This window comes from Dactylosporangium maewongense (assembly GCF_039531485.1).
Taxonomy (GTDB): Bacteria; Actinomycetota; Actinomycetes; order Mycobacteriales; family Micromonosporaceae; genus Dactylosporangium; species Dactylosporangium maewongense.
In genome coordinates, this window is record NZ_BAAAQD010000013.1 from 256,945 (window position 1) to 275,334 (window position 18,390).

Sequence of the window (18,390 nt, forward strand, 5' to 3'; positions counted from 1 at the left end):
CGACCTCTCAGAACTCGTGCGTTTCGCGGCGGCTCACCCGCAGCGTGAAGGCGGCGAACACCAGCGACAGCACGCACAGCGCGACGCTGTAAGCGGTGGCGTCGCCGTACCGGCTCATGTTCATGAAGTTGTAGATCTCCAGACCCAGCACGGTGGTGGCGCCGTCGGGCCCGCCGTTGTCCTGCGCCAGCACCGAGACGATCGCGAACGCGTCGAAGGCGAGGATCCCCAGGTACACCCACGCCGTCTGGATCGTGTCCCACAGCAGCGGCAGCGTGATCCTGAAGAACACGGTCACCTTCGAGGCGCCGTCGAGCTCGGCGGCCTCGTAGATCTCGGCCGGGATGTTGGCCATCCCGGCCGAGAACAGCACCACGTAGAAGCCGACCGCCTGCCAGACCAGCACCGCGATGATCGACGGCAGGGCGAGGTGGCGGTCGATGAGGAAGCCGACCGGCTCGTCCATGCCGGCGCGCAGCAGCACGCCGTTGATCAGGCCCGACCGGTCCGGCCGGTACACGGTCGCGAACAGCACCGCCACCACCGGGATGGCCAGCACCTGCGGCAGGAAGAACACCACGCGGTAGAACGTCGAGCCCCAGACGCCGGCGGTCCTGCCGCCGCGGCCGGCCCCGCCCACGTTGAGCATGAACGCGAAGACCACCGCGATCGCGATCGTGAGCAGTGGCAGGAACACCAGCATCACGGCGTGGTGACCCAGCGCCTGCCAGAACCGGTCGGCCTGAAGCATCCGCTCGAAGTTCTCCGTCCCGGCCCACCGCGGCGTGGTGAAACCTCGCCATCGGTGGAACGAGAGGCGGATCGTCTGCACGTACGGGGACAACACGAAGATCGCGTACAGCGTCACCGGTGCGATGAGGAACCCCGTGACGAAGGGGTACTTCCCGTGCCGCATTTCCTGGCTCCGATCAGGGCGGGTCGGTCAGCGCTTGAACTTGGTGACCGACGAGTCCTTCTTGACCTCGTCGGCCTTCTTCTGGATGCGCTCGACGAACGCGTCGGCCTTGATACGCCCGAACATCAGCTCGTTCGTGGCCGTGCGGACCTCCTTGTCGAGGTCCTTGTACCAGGTGTCGAACAGCACGTTGAACACGTCCTTGCCGGCCGCCTTGAGCGCGTCCTGCGAGGACTGCACGCCGGGCGTGAAGGTGATGCCGTCCGCGCCGCCGATCACGACGGTCGGTGCCTTGACCGTCTCGGTGAAGCCCTTCGCGCCCGCCTTGGACAGCATCTGGCGCATGTACTCCAGGCCCCCGCGCGGGTTCTTGCTGCGGGCCATGACCACGTAGCCCTCCGCCGCCGCCGAGTACACCGCGGTGAACGGCAGCTTGTCGCTGGAGGTCACCGCGGGCACCGGCGTCAACTGGTACTTGAAGCCCTCGGGTGTGTCCTTCTTCTGCTCGTTCTCGAGCCAGTCACCCGACGGGTACATCGCCAGCTGGTACTGGTTCTGCTTGAGCTGGACGTCGGTGTGCTTGAGACCCTCGGCACCCTGCAGGTTGTACTTGGCGCCGATCTCGGCCCACGCCTCGGCGGCCTGCTTGACCGCGTCGGTCTTCCAGGCACCGTCCTCGAGGTTGTCGATGTTCTTGAGGACGTCCGCGCCACCGATCTTCGCGGCGCTGGTGAGGATGATGTTCCACTGGTAGTACGCGGCGTTGGCACCGGCGTAGGCGTACGGCGCGATGCCCGCCTTCTTGATCGTCTCGCACAGGGCCAGGAACTCCGGCCAGGTCCTGGCCGGCTGCCAGCCCTTCTCGGCGAACAGCTTGCCGGAGTACCAGATGCCGTACACCGTGGACACGTAGTACAGCACGTACGGCTTGCCGTTGAGGGTTCCGGTGTCCACCGTGCCGGGGATCAGCGTGTCGCGGACCTTCTTGGACGGGTCGTCGACCGACGGCGCGTCGAGCAGCTCGGTGAGGTCCTGCAGCTGGCCGTCGGCGACGAGCGCGCCCACGTCCATGGCCTGGGAGCCGGAGTTGTTGACGAACTCCGGCGCGTTGCCACCGGCGATGAGAGGCTGCACCAGGGTCGAGATGGCCTGGCTGGACTGGTGCTTGACCTCCGCCTTCGGGAACGCCTTCTTGTACAGCGGCTCGTGCACGTCGGTGGCGTACTTGTCGCCGTAGCCACCGTTGAAGATGACGACGTTGACCGGCGCGTCCTCCTTCACGCCGAGCGGGTTGGCGGCGCTCGTGGTGCCCTTGGTGTCGCCGCCCTCCTCGGATCCGCTGTCGGCGCAGGCGGCCAGCAGGCCGGCGGCCGGACCGGCCGCCAGGCCGGCGACGGCCGCCCGCCGCAGGACCGTGCGCCGGGACAGTGCACTGGACATGGTTCCTCCTGATTGCGTGGTGCCGGGGGTTGAACGAAGGTGCTGCAAGGCGCGCCGGCGCCGTTCCTCGATGCCGGCGACGTGCACGGTGGCCCGGGTGCGGTCCGGGCCGGGTCGTCCTGCTGCGCTCGCGCCGGCGAGCGCCGGCCTTGCTCACGGCAGCTTCCAGACCAGTCCCAGCCCGGTCGCGCCGTCGTCGTAGGTGTCCGGGACGTCCAGCAGCGCCGCCATCCGCTGCTGCCACACCTGGTTGGCCGGGTGGTCGCGCAGGTGCCGGCGCATCTGCACCGGGTCCACGACGCGGACCAGGTGAAACAGGTCGAGGCCGTCGCGCCAGATGCGCCAGCTCAGCACGCCGGCCTCCCGCAGCGCGGCGTCGAGGTCGGCCGGGATGACGGCGTGGATGCGCTCGTACGCCTCCTCGGCGCCGGGCCTGAGCCGGGTGTGCAACGCGATCTCGACGGCGCCGGTGTCTCCGGTCATCCGACGTCGCCGCGGGCGATGGTGGCCGGGTCGGGGGCGGCCACCGCGGCGGCCGCACGACGTGCGGTCAACGACATGCGGGCCTCACTTCGGGTGACAGGCGGGAAGCCGGGCGGGCCGCGGCGGGCGCGATCATCCGGGCCCGCCGCCGGCGTCGAGCGGACGTGCCCGACCCGAACGACATGTCGGGTCGGGCACGCCGCCCCGGCGCCCGGTGCGGCGGACAGCGGGCCGGCAGCCGCCCGGCCCACTGCCCCGGGCGCCGCGGTGACCGGAGCCACCGGGCCTTCGAGCTCGCCGGCGCTCAGTACGCGGTCCCCTGTCATGACGTCGCGCCTGACCTGACGCATCGGTCACGACCCACCCCTGGTGATCCACGCGGGACCGTCAGGGAACGCGTATCCGGCGAGGCCCTCCGGGCCGGATGGTGGTGCCGGTCCCCGGCGCGACGGGCGCGACGCCGCACCCGTCACGTCTGCGGGCCGCCGGGCGTCAGCCGCGTGGGCGGCGCGCGTGCGGCTCACCACGCCGCCCCGAGCTTCTGCCGCTGGCAGCCGAGGCCGTCGATCTCGAGCCGCACCACGTCACCGGGGCGCAGGTACGGCTTCGGGTCCGGCTGCCCGAGGGCGACGCCGCCGGGGGTGCCGGTGTTGACGAGATCGCCCGGCCGCAACGTCATGAAGTGGCTGAGGTGCCGGATCAACTCACCGACGCCGAAGATCATGTCCTTGGTGGTGGCGTCCTGGCGCAGCACGTCGTTGACCCACAACCGCATGCCCAGGTCCTGCGGGTCGGCGATCTCGTCGGCGGTGACCAGCCACGGGCCGAGCGGGTTGAACGTCTCGCAGGACGTGCCCTTGCCCCACTGGCCGCCGCGCTCGAGCTGGAACTCCCGCTCGCTGACGTCGTGGGAGATGGCGTACGCGGCGACGCAGGCGAGGGCCTCCTCGACCGTGTCGAGGTAGCGGGCGGTGCGGCCGATCACGACGCCGAGCTCGATCCCCCAGTCGGTCTTGACGCTGTTGCGAGGCACGAGCACCTCGTCGTCGGGCCCGACCACCGTGTCCGGCGCCTTGAGGAACACCACCGGCTCCGCCGGTGCGGGCTGCCCTGTCTCGGCCTGTGCGGGATAGTTCGGCCCGACGCACACGATCTTGCCCGGGCGGGCCATCGGCGCGCCGATCCGCAGCCCCGTCCGCGAGACGGTCGGGAACCCGTGCGCGCCCAGCAGGCCACGGATCCGCTCGATGCCGCCGCCTGCAAAGAAGGCCGGGTCGACGTCGGCCACCGCCTCGGACAGGTCGAGCAGCCGCCCGTCACCGAGCAGCACACAGACATGTTCGGCGCCGGCACGACCCGCACGGAGAAGCTTCATCACACCACCGTCAGACATCGGATCCATGTGGCTCTTGGCCATCGGACGTCCGATGTCTAACATCCAGGGTGAACGTTCGCAACACGCCCTCCGGACGGGATCCGCCGAGCCGCCGCTAGACCTCGCAGGCCAGGTACTTTTCTCGGTTTCTAAAAAATCCATTGCCTTGACATAATTCGAGACCAGAGCGTTACCGGGACCGCTCCCAGCCGGTCAGTAGACACCATCCGGCACATAGACATCGGGTGTATCCGCAGCCCCGCCCGCCGCCAACCCCATCCGGACTCTGCGTATCCGCAGCTCAACGGCCACTTCGGCGACCGCGTCCCACCCGCACAGCAGATCTCCGTTTGGCCGAAGCATTGACAAAATTGTGCCCCGCGGGCTCACTCGCCACACCCAGATCGAGGAGAAGCTATGCGTCATCGACAGCGGATCCGGGCGGCGGCTGCCGCGGCGGTCGCCGGTCTCCTGCTCAACGGGGTCGCCGTCGTCCTGCCCGGCGCCGAACGCGCCGCCGCGGCCCCCACCAACCCCGCCCTCACGCTCTGGTACGACGAGCCGGCCAGCACCTGGGAGAGCAACGCCCTGCCGATCGGCAACGGCGCCCTCGGCGCCATGGTCTTCGGCGGGCCGCAGGCCGAGCACCTCCAGCTCAACGAGAAGACGCTCTGGACCGGTGGCCCGGGCGCCGCCGGGTACAACCACGGCAACTGGGTGGCCCCGCGCCCGGGCGCCATCGACGAGGTCCAGGCCCAGATCGACCGTGACGGACGCATGACCGCGGGCGCCGTCGCCGCCAGGCTCGGACAGCCCATGACCGCCTTCGGCAGCTACCAGAACCTCGCCGACACCTACCTCGACATGACCGGCACGCCGGCCACGGTGACCGGCTACCAACGCGAGCTGGACCTGAGCGAGGCGACCGCACGGGTGAGCTACACCCACGGCGGCGTCACCTACCGCCGGGAGTACTTCGCCAGCCATCCCCGCAACGTGGTCGTCGCCCGGCTGACCGCCAGCCAGACGGGCAGGATCTCGTTCGTCCTGCGGACCACCGCGGCACAGGCGAGCACGACCACCGTGGCCGGCGGCCGCATGACCGTGCGCGGCACGCTGGGCAACGGCCTGATCCACGAGACGCAGTACCGCGTGGTCACCACCGGCGGCACCCGCACGGACGACACCGACCGGATCACCGTGACCGGGGCCGACAGCGCGTTCGTCGTGCTCTCGGCCGGCACCTCCTACGCCGACACGTACCCGGCCTACCGGGGCGCCGACCCGCACGCGAAGGTCACCCAGGCGGTCGACGGCGCCGTCACCGCCGGCTACGACGCCGTCCGCGCCGCGCACCTGACCGACTACCGGGGCCTGTTCGACCGCCTGCGGCTCGACGTGGGCGGCCAGATGCCCAACCTGCCCACCGACGACCTGCGGGCCGCCTACACCGGCGCCGGCGGCAGGCCGCAGGACCGCGCGCTCGAGTCGCTGTACTTCTCCTTCGGCCGCTACCTGCTCATCAGCTCGTCCCGGGACGGCTCCCCACTGCCGGCGAACCTCCAAGGCCTCTGGAACAACTCCAACAGCCCGCCGTGGCAGGCCGACTACCACACCAACATCAACGTCCAGATGAACTACTGGCCGGCCGAGACCACGAACCTGACCGAAACCGCCGAGCCGCTGTTCGACTTCATCGAGGCGCTGCGGGCACCCGGCCGGGTCACCGCCCAGAACATCTACGGCACGACCGGATGGGTCACGCACCTGAGCACCAACGCGTACGGCTTCACCGGCGTGCAGGACTGGGCGACCGCGTTCTGGTTCCCGGAGGCGGCGGCCTGGCTGTGCCAGCACCTCTACGAGCACTACCGGTACACCCGGGACACCGCCTTCCTGCGGGACCGGGCGTACCCGGCGATGAAGGAGGTCGCCGAGTTCTGGCGGGCCAACCTGCACACCGACCCGCGCGACGGCAAGTTCGTCGTGTCGCCGAGCTACTCCCCCGAGCAGGGCGACTTCTCCGCCGGCGCGTCGATGAGCGAGCAGATCGTGTGGGAGCTGCTCACGAACACGATCGAGGCGAGCACCGCACTCGGGCTGGACGCGACGCTGCGCACGCAGTGGCAGAGCACGCTGAACCGGCTCGACCCGGGCCTGCGCATCGGATCCTGGGGCCAGCTGCAGGAGTGGAAGGCGGACTGGGACAGCCAGACCAACGACCACCGGCACGTGTCGCACCTGTACGCGCTGTACCCCGGCCGGCAGATCTCGCCGCTGACGACGCCCGCGTACGCCCAGGCCGCCAAGGTGTCGCTCACCGCGCGCGGTGACGGCGGCACCGGATGGAGTAAAGCCTGGAAGATCAACTTCTGGGCGCGGCTGCTCGACGGCGACCACGCGCACAAGATGCTCGCCGAACAGCTCAAGGGCAGCACCTTGCCGAACCTCTTCGACACCCATCCGCCGTTCCAGATCGACGGCAACTTCGGCGCCACGGCGGGTGTGGCCGAGATGCTGCTGCAGAGCCAGCACGACATCATCGACGTGCTGCCGGCGGTGCCGGCCGCGTGGCCGGCGGGCTCGGTCAGCGGCCTGCGGGCCCGGGGCAACGCCACGGTCGACGTCGAGTGGCGCAACCGCACCGCCACCCGGATCACGGTCACCGCCGGCACCGCCGGCCCGCTCACCCTGCGCAACCCGATCCTGGCCGGCGCCGCGGTCGTCGACCTGGGCACGAACCAGGCGGTCCCGGTCGTCCGCAACGGCAGCCAGGTCACCTTCACCGCCCAGGCCGGACACAGGTACCAGGCCGTCGCACCGTCCACCGGCAGCACGATCCTCGGGGTGGCGAGCGGCCGCTGCGTCGACGTGCCCGGTGCGGCGACCACGCCCGGCACCGCACTGATCCTGTGGGACTGCCACGGCAACCCCAACCAGGTCTGGACCCGCGAGGCCGACAACACCATCCGCAACCGCGGCATGTGCCTCACCCCCGCCACCACCGCCCAGGGCGCCGACGCCGTCATCCAGGCCTGCACCACCGCCACCAACCAGCAATGGACCTACGACACCACCACCAAGACCCTCCGCAACCACGCCACCAACACCTGCCTGGACGCCAACGGCGGCGGCACCACCAACACCACCCGGGTCATCCTCTGGCCCTGCCACACCTCCGCCAACCAGCAGTGGCTGCTGTGACCGCGTGACCGTGCCCGGCCTGGGTGGTCGGCGTCGACCACCCAGGCCGCTCCGGCGGCGCGCGACCGGAAAGGATCACCGTGAGACCAACCCAGCGCCGGAGAGCCCGCCACGGCGGCCTGCTCCTCGGGGCGCTCACCCTGCTCACCACCGTCGTGGTCCAAGTGGCCTCGGCCTCGACCACGCCCGCAGGCGCGGCCGCCGCCGGCACCATCAGGGGCGTCGCGAGCGGCCGCTGCGTCGACGTGCCCGGCGGCTCGACCACCCCCGGCACCGCCGTCATCCTCTGGGACTGCCACGGCAACCCCAACCAGGTCTGGACCCGCGAGGCCGACAACACCATCCGCAACCGCGGCATGTGCCTCACCCCCGCCACCACCGCCCAGGGCGCCGACGCCGTCATCCAGGCCTGCACCACCGCCACCAACCAGCAATGGACCTACGACACCACCACCAAGACCCTCCGCAACCACGCCACCAACACCTGCCTGGACGCCAACGGCGGCGGGACCGCCAACACCACCCGGGTCATCCTGTGGGTCTGCTCCAGCGCGGACAACCAGCGCTGGGACGCGGCCGCCGCGAACTTCAAGGCGCTGCTCAACGTCAGCTTCAGCGGCACCTTCACCTCGGCCAGCGGATACACGCCGTCGACCGGTGAGCTCGTCGACGGCACCCTGACCCGCCTGGCCGGCACCGAGACGATCAGCGGCACGACGGTCACCCTGACCGGCGGCGGCACCGGCATCGGCTTCACCCCGCGGCAGCCCGTGACCGGCGCCAAGTACGTCAACACCGGCCTGCTGGCCGAGGCGGTGGTCCGCCGCCAGGCCGGTGCCACGCTCGACTTCGACACCGTGCTCAGCCTCGCCGGCGGCGCGTACTACCGGTACCGCACCGGGTCGCAGGACGTCACGCAGTTCGGCATGTACGGACCCGACGCGCCGTACCACGACACCCAGCAGGACGGGCCGAACCTGTCCACGACCGCCGACACCCACGTGGCCCTGGCGTACCAGTACGTCAGCGACACGTCGGCCCGGCTCGTCGCGTACGTCAACGGCTGCCAGGTCGGCACCGTCGTCACCACACCGGTCGCGGCGGCCAACGCCTCGGCGGGACTGCTGACGTTCGGCAACGACGCCGGCACCCGCAACCGTGGCTGGCACGGCACCCTCGACGCGGTCGCACTCGCCTCGGTGAGCGGTGCGGCAAGCCCGGTGGACTTCCAGCTCGAGGCGCCCGCCTGCGGTGGCTCGGCACCGCCGCCGGGCTGCACCGGCAACCCGGGCAGCACCGGCCCGGTCACCCCGGCCAACGTCATCGCCGTGGACCGTTGCGACCCGCTCGACCGCGTCCGGCAGAAGGCCGGCCAGGTCGTCCCGACGCCGGCCCAGCTGTCGTGGCAGCAGCGGGAGCTGACCGCGTTCCTGCACTACGGCATGAACACCTTCACCGACGTCGAGTGGGGCACCGGCAACGAGGACCCGGCCCTGTTCAACCCGGCGGCGGTGAACCCGGCCCAGTGGATGGACGTGCTCAAGCGCAACGGGTTCAAGCAGGTCATCCTCACCGTCAAGCACCACGACGGCTTCCTGCTCTACCCGTCGCGGTACAGCACCCACTCGGTCGCCTCCAGCCCGTGGCGCGGCGACGTCTTCCGGGCGATGGTCGACGCCGCCCGCGCCGCCGGCCTCGCCGTCGGCTTCTACCTCTCCCCCGCCGACGGCGCCGAGGTGCCCGGCCGGCGCGGCGGTGACCGGTTCGGCAACGGCAGCCCCCGCACCACGGTGACGATCCCGACGCCGGTGCCGGGCGACACCCGCAACCCGGCGCAGCGCTACACCTACAGCGCCGACGCCTACAACGCGTACTTCCTCAACCAGCTCTACGAACTGCTCACCGAGTACGGCCCGATCGAGGAGGTCTGGTTCGACGGCGCCAACCCGTACACGGCCTACCCGCAGCCGTACCAGGTCGGCGACTGGTACCAGCTGATCCGCAGCCTGCAGCCGAACGCCACCATCGCCATCAACGGCCCCGACGTGCGCTGGATCGGCTCCGAGTCCGGGGCGTTCCGCGCCGACGAGTGGAGCGCGCTGCCGTTCAAGGGCACCGACCCGGCCGCGCTCAACCGCGACGACGACCTGCTCGCCGGCGCCCAGTCCAGCGACCTCGGCTCGAGCTCGCTCATCTCGAGCCGGCTCGGCACGATCACCTACCTGTCGTGGTACCCGGCCGAAGCAGACGTGTCGATCCGGCCCGGCTGGTTCTGGCACTCGTCGCAGAACGGGTCGGTCAAGCAGGCCGGCACCATCCTGCAGCTCTACGAGAACGCCGTCGGCCGCAACGCCAACCTGCTGCTCAACGTGCCCCCGAACCGGGCCGGCGTGATCGACGCACCGGACGTGACCGCCCTGGACGGCTTCGGCACGCAGCTGCGTGCCCGCTACACCAGGGAACTGTTCGCCAAGGCCGGCGCGACCGGCACCCACGCCGCGCTGACGGACACGGCGCTCGGCACCTTCTGGTCCCCGGCGGCCGGCGCGACGACCGGCTCGGTGGAGCTGACCGCCTGCCGGGCCCGGACATTCGACCGGGTGCTGCTGCAGGAGTCGGTCGCCAACGGCCAGCGCGTCGAGTCGTTCGCCGTGGACGCCTGGGTCGCCGGTGCCTGGCAACAGGTCGCCGCCGCCGGCACGGTCGGCTACAAGCGGATCGTGCCGCTGTCCAGCGCGGTGACCAGCGACCGGCTGCGGCTGCGGATCACCGCCGCCCGTGGCACGCCGCAGGTCGCGACGCTCACCGCGTACTCCACCAACGCCACAGCCAACCCGGAAACGTGCTGATTCCACGCAGATCGGAGACGCCCATGCAAGTTCGAAGGGTCAGACAGCTGGTCGCGGGGGGCGCGGTGCTCGCCGTGGCCGCCGGCGCCACCGCGTTCGTCCTGCGGACGACCCCGGCGCTCGCCGCGCCCGGTGACCTCCAGGTCATCCCGGCGCTGCAGCAGTGGACCGCGGGCAGCGGCAGCTACACCTTCACCACCACCTCCCGGATCGTCGTCGACCCGGCCTACACCGCCCAACTCAACGACGACGCGGCCACCTTCGCCGCGGACCTGCGCGACCTGACCGGCCGTGCCGTCACCGTCGCCGCGGGCACCGCGAGCGCCGGCGACATCCGGCTCACCCTCGGCGGCACCCAGCCCGCCGAGGGGTACACGATGACGGTCGGCTCCTCCATCACCGTCCAGGGTTCCACCGACACCGGCGCGTTCTACGGCACCCGGACCGTGCTGCAACTGCTCAAGCAGCGCACCACGATCCCGGCCGGCACCACCACGGACGCGCCGTCGAAGTCCGAGCGCGGTCTGATGGTCGACCAGGGCCGCAAGTACTTCACCGTGGAGTGGCTGCGCCGGCACATCAAGGAGCTGGCCTACCTGAAGATGAACCGGCTCCACCTCCACCTCTCCGACACGTTCGGATTCCGGCTGGAGAGCAGCACCCACCCGGAGGTCGTGTCCGCGCAGCACTACACCAAGCAGGAGATCCGCGACCTCGTCGCGCTCGCCGCGCAGTACCACATCGAGGTCGTCCCGGAGATCGACATGCCTGGGCACATGAACGCGATCCTGGCCAACCACCCGGAGCTGCAGCTCGACGACACGGCCGGCAACCGCAACCCGTACTACCTCGACCTGTCGGAGCCGGGCGCCTACACGCTCGTCCGGGACCTGATCCAGGAGTACCTGCCGCTGTTCCCGGGCCGGTACTGGCACATCGGCGCCGACGAGTACGTCGGCAACTACAACGCCTACCCGCAGCTGCTCACCTACGCCCGGGCCAACTACGGCCCGAACGCCGTGGCCAAGGACACCTACTACGGCTTCATCAACTGGGCCAACGACATCGTCCGCGCCGGCGGCAAGACCACCCGGATGTGGAACGACGGCATCGGCGGCGACGGCACCGTCCGCCCGGCGTCGAACATCGTCGTGGAGTTCTGGTACAACTACGGCCTCTCGCCGCAGGGGCTGCTCGACCGCGGGCACACGATCACGAACCAGTCCTGGGACCCGACGTACTACGTGCTCGGCGGCGGCAAGCCGAATCTGACGTGGGGCTACGAGACCTGGACGCCCGACCGGTTCCAGGGCAACCAGACGGTCAACGCCCCGGGCCGCAACCTCGGCACCCTCGTCCACGTCTGGTGCGACAACCCCGACGCGGAGACCGAGGAGCAGGTCGAGGCCGGCATCCGGGGCATCCTGCGGGTGGTGGCGCAGCAGACGTGGGGCTCGCCGAAGCCCGTGCCGACCTACACCGAGTTCACCGCCGTGATGGACAAGGTCGGCCGCTCACCCGGCTGGCCGGGCTCGGCGGACAACCTGGCGTACAACCGGCCGGTCACCGCCTCGTCCACGGAGACGGCGGGCTTCCCGGCCGCCGACGCGGTCGACGGCAACGCGGCCACGCGCTGGTCCTCCGGCTACACCGACCCGACCTGGATCCAGGTCGACCTCGGCTCGGCGAAGGAGCTGTCGCGGGTGGTGCTGCGGTGGGAGGCCGCGTACGGGCGGGCCTACCAGGTGCAGACCTCCAACGACGCGGCCACGTGGACCACGGTGGCGAGCACCACCGCCGGTGACGGCGGCACCGACGAGTACGCCGTCACCGGCACCGCCCGGTACGTCCGCATGTACGGCACGCAGCGCGCCACCACCTTCGGGTACTCGCTGTGGGAGCTGGAGGTCTACGGCCCGAAGCGGGGCACGGTCACCGGGGCCGGCAGCGGCCGGTGCGTCGACGTGCCGAACAACAGCAGCGCCGACGGCAACCAGGTGGCGCTGTGGGACTGCCACGGCGGCGCCAACCAGACCTGGACACACCACACCGACGGCACGCTGCGCTCGCTCGGCAAGTGTCTCGAGCCCGCGAACGGCGCCACCGCCGACGGCACCGCCGCGGTGATCCGCACCTGCAACGGTGCGGCGTACCAGCGCTGGACCTACAGCGCGACGGCACGCACATTCCAGAGCGGCGGGAAGTGCCTCGACGCCAACGGCGGCGCGACCGCCAACGGCACCCGCCTCATCCTCTGGACCTGCCACGGCGCCGTCAACCAGCAATGGACCGCGCCGACCCTCTGACCTGTCCCGCACGACGGCCGGGGTGGTGACGGTGCCCGCCGGCACCACCCCCTTCCAGCACGCAGGAGCATGACATGCAGGTCCGAACCAGGCGGTTCCTCGCGGCCGCCGCGACGCTCGCCGCCACCGCCGGCACGCTGGTGAGCGTGTCCGCCGCCGACGGCACGGCGGCGGCAGCACCGCCACCCGACCCTGTCTACGCCGACGCCGGCGGGATCGTCTTCCCCGGCCCCGTGCCCGGGACGGCCACCGGGTCGCTGTCCGCCGGCACGTTCACCCTCGCCAACGCCGCGCTGTCCAGCACATGGAGCCTCACCGGCAGCACCGTGTCGCTGACCCGGTTCCAGAACCGGGCGACGAACACCACGGTGCCGATGACGCTGCGCGGGCTGTTCACACTCACGCTCGCCGACGGCAGCACGATCACGACCGCCAACAGCACCGTGTCCGCCCCACCCGCGCTGTCGGACCTGGCCGCCAACGCCGGCTCCGCGCGCCTGGCCGAACGGTCGGCCGGAAAGGCGGTCACCACGACGTTCCGCCACACCTCGGCCGGCCGGACCCTCGACGTGCAGTGGCAGGTGCGGCTGCGCGACGGCGCGAACACGGTGCAGCACGCCTTCACCGTCCGCTCCGTCGCCGGCACGTTCGACATCACGTCGCTGCGCCTGGTCGAGCTCAACCTCGGCAACGCCCGGGTGCTCGGCCAGGACGACGGCAGCCCCGTCGTGCACGGCACCGCCGGCGGCGAGACCGTCTTCGTCGGCGTCGAGAACCCGATGGCGAAGGCCACCGTCTCCGGCTCCACGGTGGACATCGCGGTCCGCCGGGCCGGCGACCTGACCGCGGGCGCGTCGTGGCAGTACACCGCCTCGACCGGCGTCGCCGCGGCCGGGCAGCTCCGCCGGTCCTTCCAGTACTACCTGGCGCGCGAGCGGGCGCACGACCGGCGCACGTTCCTGCACTACCAGAGCTGGCTGGACCTCAAGCCGCCGGGCGAGGTCATCGACGGCGCCGAGCTGACCCGCGCCGTCAACCTGTTCGGCACCCAGCTCACCACGCGGGGCGCGAAGATCGACAGCTTCTGGGTCGACGACGGATGGGACTACCTGCGCACGCCACCCGTGGACGAGACGAACCTGCACGTGTGGTCGTTCGACCCCACCCAGTTCCCGACCGGCTTCGCACCGCAGCGGGCCGCCGCCGCGCAGTACGGCGCATCGTTGTCGGTGTGGATGTCACCGTTCGGCGGCTACGGCAGCAGCGCGTCGACCCGCTCCGCGCTCAACGCCAGCAAACCCGCCGACCGGAGGCTGGAGACCCACGCTGGCGGGCAGTTCATGCTCGCCGGCCCCCGGTACTACGACCGGTTCCGGTCGGTGGCCTTCGACATGATGGACAACCAGGGCGTGCGCGGCTTCAAGTTCGACGGCATCGGCGGCGGGCTGTACCAGTCAGGCCCGAACACCGCCTACATCGCCGACTACGAGGCGCTGCTCGGCCTCACCTCGGATCTGCGCGCGCACCAGAAGGACGTGTTCGTCAACGCGACCGTCGGCACCTGGGGCTCACCGTACTGGCTGTGGTACACCGACTCGATCTGGCGCGACGGGCACGACGCGTCACTCGCCGGGCAGGGCACACCGCAGCAGCGCTACGTCAGCTACCGCGACTCCGAGACGTTCCGCAACGTGGCGACGCAGAACCCGCTGTTCCCGATCCCGAGCCTGATGAACCACGGCATCATCTTCTCCGACCGCACGCCGCAGTTCACCGCCGACTACGACCTGAGCAAGCCGTCGGTGCGGGAGCAGGTCTCGCAGGACGTCCGTGCCTACTTCGCGCTCGGGCTGAGCCTGCAGGAGCTGTACGTGCGCAACACGCTCGTCAGCCCGGACCGGCCCGGTGCGGCCTGGTTCTGGGACACCGTGGCGGCCAACGCCCGATGGGCGCGGGCCAACGAGCGGTTGCTCGGCGACGTGCACTGGATCGGCGGGGACCCGGCCGCCGGCGCCGTCTACGGCACCGCGGCGTGGAACTCCACGGCGGGTGCCTCCACGGGCATGCTGATGCTGAGGAACCCGACCACGGCCGCGCAGGCGTTCACCGTCGACCCGCGGACCGTGTTCGAGCTGCCGGGCGGGGCGCACCGGCGGTACAGGTTCACCGAGCGCGACGGCCGCCGGAGCGGTTTCGTCGCCGACGCCGCCACGCCCGTCACCATCACGCTGCAGCCGTTCGAGGTCGCCGTCTTCCAGGCGGTGCCGACGGACGAGGCGGTCGGCGGCGGTGGCCTGCCCCCGCTGTCCCGGGCGGGCTGGACCGTGACGGCCGACAGCGCCGAGTCCGCCGGCGAGAACGGCGCCCCCACCAACGCCGCCGACGGCAACCCGGCCACCATCTGGCACACCGCCTACACCGGCGGCGTGGCGCCGATGCCGCACCACCTCACCGTCAACCTCAACAACAGCGTCGTCGTCGACCGGCTCGACTACCTGCCCCGCCAGGACGGCGGGACCAACGGCACCATCGCCGACTACCAGATCCTGACCAGCACCGACGGCACCATCTGGACCCAGGTCGCCGCCGGCACCTTCCCGGCCGGCAGCACCCCGAGGACCGTCACCTTCACCCCCACCACCGCACGGCAGGTCCGCCTCCGCACCACCCGCGCAACCAACGGCGCGGCCTACGCCTCCGCCGCAGAGATCACCCTCTACGGCCGGCCCGCCTGACCCCGGTGCCGCCCGGGACGGTCCGCTGTCCCGGGCGGCACCGCCGGCTCGTCAGGGCCGGCGGGCAGGGTCGTTCTGGTCCATGGCGAGCAGCTCCGACACCGTCACGAGGCGGAAGCCCCGGGCCCGCAGGCCGGCGAACATCTCGCCGAGGTGGCGCAGCGCCACCAACCTGCGCGGCTGGCCGACGTCGTGCGCCAAGACGATCGAGCCGGGCTGCACGGCGTCGACGATGGCGCGGACCTGCTGCTGCGGGTCGCGGCGGTAGCGTCGCTCGTCCATCTGGTGCGACCACAGCACCAGCCGGTAGCCGAGCTTGTCGGCGGCGAGGACGGTGGAGCCGCCGAGGTGCCCGTACGGCGGCCGCAGCAGCGTGGGCGTCCGCCCGGTCACCGCACGGATCGCCTCGTCGCCGCGGCGCACCTCGTCGACGGCGTGGCGCAGGTCGAGCGTGGCGAGGTCGGGGTGCGACCACGTGTGGTTGCCGATCTCGTGGCGGTCCAGCCGCCCGTGTACGACGTCCGCGTGCCGCCTGAGATTGCGCCCCACCATGAAGAACGTCGCCGGCACCTGCCACTCGTCGAGGGCGTCGAGGACCATGGGCGTCCACTTCGGCGCCGGCCCGTCGTCGAAGGTGAACGCGACGACCGGCTCGTTGGTGCGCACGTGATACGTGATGGTGGTGCTCGGCGACTGCGCGTCGGCGAGCACGTCGGCGGCCGACGCGTAGCCACCGCTGAGCGGCGGGTGGTCCAGCCCGAACGCGTGCCGTGCGAGCGGTCCGCCCGCCGCGCCGGCCACCACCCCACCCGCGGCCAGCCCCGCCCCCGCCAGGAATCTTCGTCGCGACAGCACCATCCCTGCTCCCCCGTCAGTCCCTGGCGGCATCGTGTCACGCGGACCCCCGGCCGGACCTCCTCCCAGCGACCGGTTTTGATCGCCGGTGCCATCAGGGAGTTACCCTGAGCCCTCCGTCATGGACATCCCCGAGCCGGGGACCTCAGCCGTCCTGTGCAGGTACGCCCCGGCGAGCTGCTGCAGGCGCGTCCTGTCGAAGCTGCGCCCGTGGCCGGGGTGGACGACGGACACGTCGAGGTCGGCGAGGAGCTCCATGCTCCGCCGGTAGGCGGCGACGTCGGAGTTCGGCAGGTCGTCGATCAGGCCACCGTCGTAGATGACGTCGCCGGAGTACAGGGTGCCGGTGTGCTCCTCCAGCAGGGCGATGCTGCCCGGTGTGTGGCCGGGCAGGTGCAGCACGGTCAGTACCCGCCCGCCCAGGTCGATCCGGTCGCCGTCGTCGATCGTACGGCTCAGGGTGACGGGCCGGACGCGGTAGCCGGCCGGGTCGTAGCCGGGACCGGGCAGGACGTCGAGCATCAGCTCCGGGACGGGTTCCCCCGCCGCGTCGATCCCAAGCTTGTCGTAGAGCTCCGCGCCGTACAGGCTCGCCGGTACACCCGCCGCCAGCAGCTCCGCCTCGGCGGGGTGCGCGGCCCGGTCGGCGAACTCGGCCGCGCCACCGACATGGTCCAGGTGCGCGTGGGTGAGCAGGACCATCGGGTCGCGATCGAACAGGCCCGCGACCGCGTCCCGGAGGCCGACGACACCGAGCCCGGCGTCGATCACGATGTCGCGGTCGGTGCCGCGCAGCCACCAGAAGTTCGCCGACAGCAGCTCGTTGACGTGCGGCTCCGAGATCCGGATGACGCCGCCACCCACGTCGGTCCGCGTGTACCAGTCGACCATGCCCGCCAGTGTGCCAGCGGGCACCCGCACCAGCCGGGAGGACGACCGTGACGCCGCACGCCGGGACGTCCGCGACAGTCTCAAGATCGTCATGGGGTGTCTCGATGCGTCTCGTCTCGATGCATACCAGCTGTAGTTACAAACCACCGGCAGTGGCCTTGTTGCAACTGATTGGCAAATACAGGAGACTGGCAGAAGGAGAGTCCTGGCTGGGTACGGTCCTTGGAGTGGTCACCGTTGCCTGGCGGGTTCTTCGTCGACGCCATGGCTGCGCAGGGTGCGGTCAGGCGCGGCGGCGCCCAGCGCGATGGTCCTCAACCTGAACTGGGCGCCGCCACCTCCCTCAGATCATGCCGACGGGCACCCCACCGGATGCGATGGGGTGCCCGTGTGCTGCGTCACGCTCGGTCCGGCAGGCTCGTCAGCGCCCGTTCGAGCAGCAGGTTGAGCTCGCGGACGAGGTCCTCCACGCTCTTCCCGGTCGGGGTCCGCAGCGGGTCGGGCGCGAGTTCGGCCAGGAGGTAGAACGCGCCGAGCAGCGCCTCGGCGCCGGCGAGGTCACCGCGGCGCTTCGCGGCGATGACCCGGCGACGCGTTGGACGATCTCGGCGCTCGTGCCGCGGGCGGCTTCGGTCACGCCGCCGCGGTGGCCGCGGCGAAGCGGGCCTGCACGTCGGCCCAGTTGACCAGGTTCCAGAGCTGGTCGACGTAGTCGGGGCGGACGTTCTTGTACTGCAGGTAGTAGGCGTGTTCCCAGGCGTCGAAGACGAGCAGCGGCGTGGTGCCCTGCCCGACGTTGCCGTGGTGGTCGTACACCTGCTCCACGAGCAGGCGCCTGCCGAGCGGCTCCCACGCCAGCACGCCCCAGCCCGAGCCCTGCACACCCTTCGTGGCGGTGGAGAGCTGACCGGCGAAGCCTTCGAACGTGCCGAAGTGCTCCTCGATCGCGGCGGCGAGCTCGCCGTCGGGGCGGTCGCCACCGTTGGGTGACAGGTTGTTCCAGAAGATCGAGTGCAGGACGTGCCCGGACAGGTTGAACGCCAGGGTCTTCTCCAGCCCGACGAGGGCACCGAAGTCACCCTTCTCGCGCAGCTCGGCGAGCTGGTCGAGGGCGTCGTTGGAACCCTTCACGTATGCGGCGTGGTGCTTGCTGTGGTGCAGCTCCAGGATCTGCCCGGACATCGCCGGCTCCAGGGCGCCGTAGTCGTAGGGCATGTCCGGCAGCGTGTAGACAGCCATTCGCGATCCTCTCAGGATGATGCCATGAGATTGCTTCTGCCAGTATCTTGCAATAAGGAGTCGAGCGGGATCGGGCTGAGGGTGACCAAAGTTGCAA

11 protein-coding genes are annotated in these 18,390 nt (G+C 71.0%); 4 read left to right on the forward strand and 7 right to left on the reverse strand.

Features of this window, described 5'->3' with window-relative positions; translation table 11 throughout:
- Positions 1–7: 7 nt before the first annotated feature.
- The 4 genes from ABD332_RS31360 to ABD332_RS31375 form a co-directional block, all read right to left on the reverse strand.
- Positions 8–916 (reverse strand): carbohydrate ABC transporter permease, encoded by a 909-nt coding sequence (locus tag ABD332_RS31360; RefSeq protein WP_344505945.1) that lies wholly within the window; start codon positions 914–916, stop codon positions 8–10.
- A 27-nt stretch (positions 917–943) separates the two neighbouring features.
- Positions 944–2,356 carry an N-acetylglucosamine/diacetylchitobiose ABC transporter substrate-binding protein gene (gene ngcE / locus ABD332_RS31365; RefSeq protein ID WP_344505946.1) on the reverse strand — a complete coding sequence of 471 codons (1,413 nt, stop codon included), beginning with the start codon at positions 2,354–2,356 and terminating at the stop codon, positions 944–946.
- A gap of 153 nt (positions 2,357–2,509) precedes the next feature.
- Entirely contained in the window at positions 2,510–2,839 is a 330-nt protein-coding gene (locus ABD332_RS31370) for an L-rhamnose mutarotase (RefSeq protein WP_344505947.1), read from the reverse strand.
- 520 nt (positions 2,840–3,359) lie between these two features.
- Positions 3,360–4,214, reverse strand: a complete 855-nt coding sequence (locus tag ABD332_RS31375) for a fumarylacetoacetate hydrolase family protein (protein ID WP_344505948.1) — start codon at positions 4,212–4,214, stop codon at positions 3,360–3,362.
- Positions 4,215–4,631: 417 nt separating this feature from the next.
- On the opposite strand from ABD332_RS31375, the gene ABD332_RS31380 reads away from it, so the two are divergent.
- The 4 genes from ABD332_RS31380 to ABD332_RS31395 all read left to right on the forward strand — a co-directional run bounded on the left by ABD332_RS31380 (position 4,632) and on the right by ABD332_RS31395 (position 15,308).
- The gene (locus ABD332_RS31380; protein ID WP_344505949.1) at positions 4,632–7,418 is read left to right on the forward strand and encodes a glycosyl hydrolase family 95 catalytic domain-containing protein; all 2,787 of its coding nucleotides are present in this window, start codon (positions 4,632–4,634) and stop codon (positions 7,416–7,418) included.
- A gap of 80 nt (positions 7,419–7,498) precedes the next feature.
- On the forward strand, positions 7,499–10,267 hold the full coding sequence (locus tag ABD332_RS31385) for an alpha-L-fucosidase (RefSeq protein WP_344505950.1): 2,769 nt from the start codon (positions 7,499–7,501) through the stop codon (positions 10,265–10,267).
- Positions 10,268–10,290: 23 nt separating this feature from the next.
- Entirely contained in the window at positions 10,291–12,573 is a 2,283-nt protein-coding gene (locus tag ABD332_RS31390; protein ID WP_344505951.1) for a family 20 glycosylhydrolase, read from the forward strand.
- A 74-nt stretch (positions 12,574–12,647) separates the two neighbouring features.
- Positions 12,648–15,308 carry a discoidin domain-containing protein gene (locus tag ABD332_RS31395; RefSeq protein WP_344505952.1) on the forward strand — a complete coding sequence of 887 codons (2,661 nt, stop codon included), beginning with the start codon at positions 12,648–12,650 and terminating at the stop codon, positions 15,306–15,308.
- Between the two features lie 51 nt (positions 15,309–15,359).
- Here ABD332_RS31395 and ABD332_RS31400 read toward each other — a convergent pair whose 3' ends face one another.
- From ABD332_RS31400 to ABD332_RS31410, 3 genes are all read right to left on the reverse strand, one after another.
- Positions 15,360–16,166: a polysaccharide deacetylase family protein gene (locus tag ABD332_RS31400; RefSeq protein WP_344505953.1), complete on the reverse strand. Its 807-nt coding sequence runs from the start codon at positions 16,164–16,166 to the stop codon at positions 15,360–15,362.
- Between the two features lie 99 nt (positions 16,167–16,265).
- Positions 16,266–17,054, reverse strand: a complete 789-nt coding sequence (locus tag ABD332_RS31405; protein WP_344505954.1) for an MBL fold metallo-hydrolase — start codon at positions 17,052–17,054, stop codon at positions 16,266–16,268.
- 633 nt (positions 17,055–17,687) lie between these two features.
- Positions 17,688–18,293 carry a superoxide dismutase gene (locus tag ABD332_RS31410; RefSeq protein ID WP_344505955.1) on the reverse strand — a complete coding sequence of 202 codons (606 nt, stop codon included), beginning with the start codon at positions 18,291–18,293 and terminating at the stop codon, positions 17,688–17,690.
- Positions 18,294–18,390: the final 97 nt, after the last annotated feature.

Excerpts from the sequence above, each read along its gene's own strand:
- ABD332_RS31410 (WP_344505955.1), bottom strand. The coding sequence starts at position 18,293 with ATGGCTGTCTACACGCTGCCGGACATGCCCTACGACTACGGCGCCCTG.
- ABD332_RS31390 (WP_344505951.1), top strand. The coding sequence starts at position 10,291 with ATGCAAGTTCGAAGGGTCAGACAGCTGGTCGCGGGGGGCGCGGTGCTC.
- ABD332_RS31370 (WP_344505947.1), bottom strand. The coding sequence starts at position 2,839 with ATGACCGGAGACACCGGCGCCGTCGAGATCGCGTTGCACACCCGGCTC.
- ABD332_RS31405 (WP_344505954.1), bottom strand. The coding sequence starts at position 17,054 with ATGGTCGACTGGTACACGCGGACCGACGTGGGTGGCGGCGTCATCCGG.
- ABD332_RS31395 (WP_344505952.1), top strand. The coding sequence starts at position 12,648 with ATGCAGGTCCGAACCAGGCGGTTCCTCGCGGCCGCCGCGACGCTCGCC.
- ABD332_RS31400 (WP_344505953.1), bottom strand. The coding sequence starts at position 16,166 with ATGGTGCTGTCGCGACGAAGATTCCTGGCGGGGGCGGGGCTGGCCGCG.
- ABD332_RS31375 (WP_344505948.1), bottom strand. The coding sequence starts at position 4,214 with ATGAAGCTTCTCCGTGCGGGTCGTGCCGGCGCCGAACATGTCTGTGTG.
- ABD332_RS31380 (WP_344505949.1), top strand. The coding sequence starts at position 4,632 with ATGCGTCATCGACAGCGGATCCGGGCGGCGGCTGCCGCGGCGGTCGCC.
- ngcE (WP_344505946.1), bottom strand. The coding sequence starts at position 2,356 with ATGTCCAGTGCACTGTCCCGGCGCACGGTCCTGCGGCGGGCGGCCGTC.
- ABD332_RS31360 (WP_344505945.1), bottom strand. The coding sequence starts at position 916 with ATGCGGCACGGGAAGTACCCCTTCGTCACGGGGTTCCTCATCGCACCG.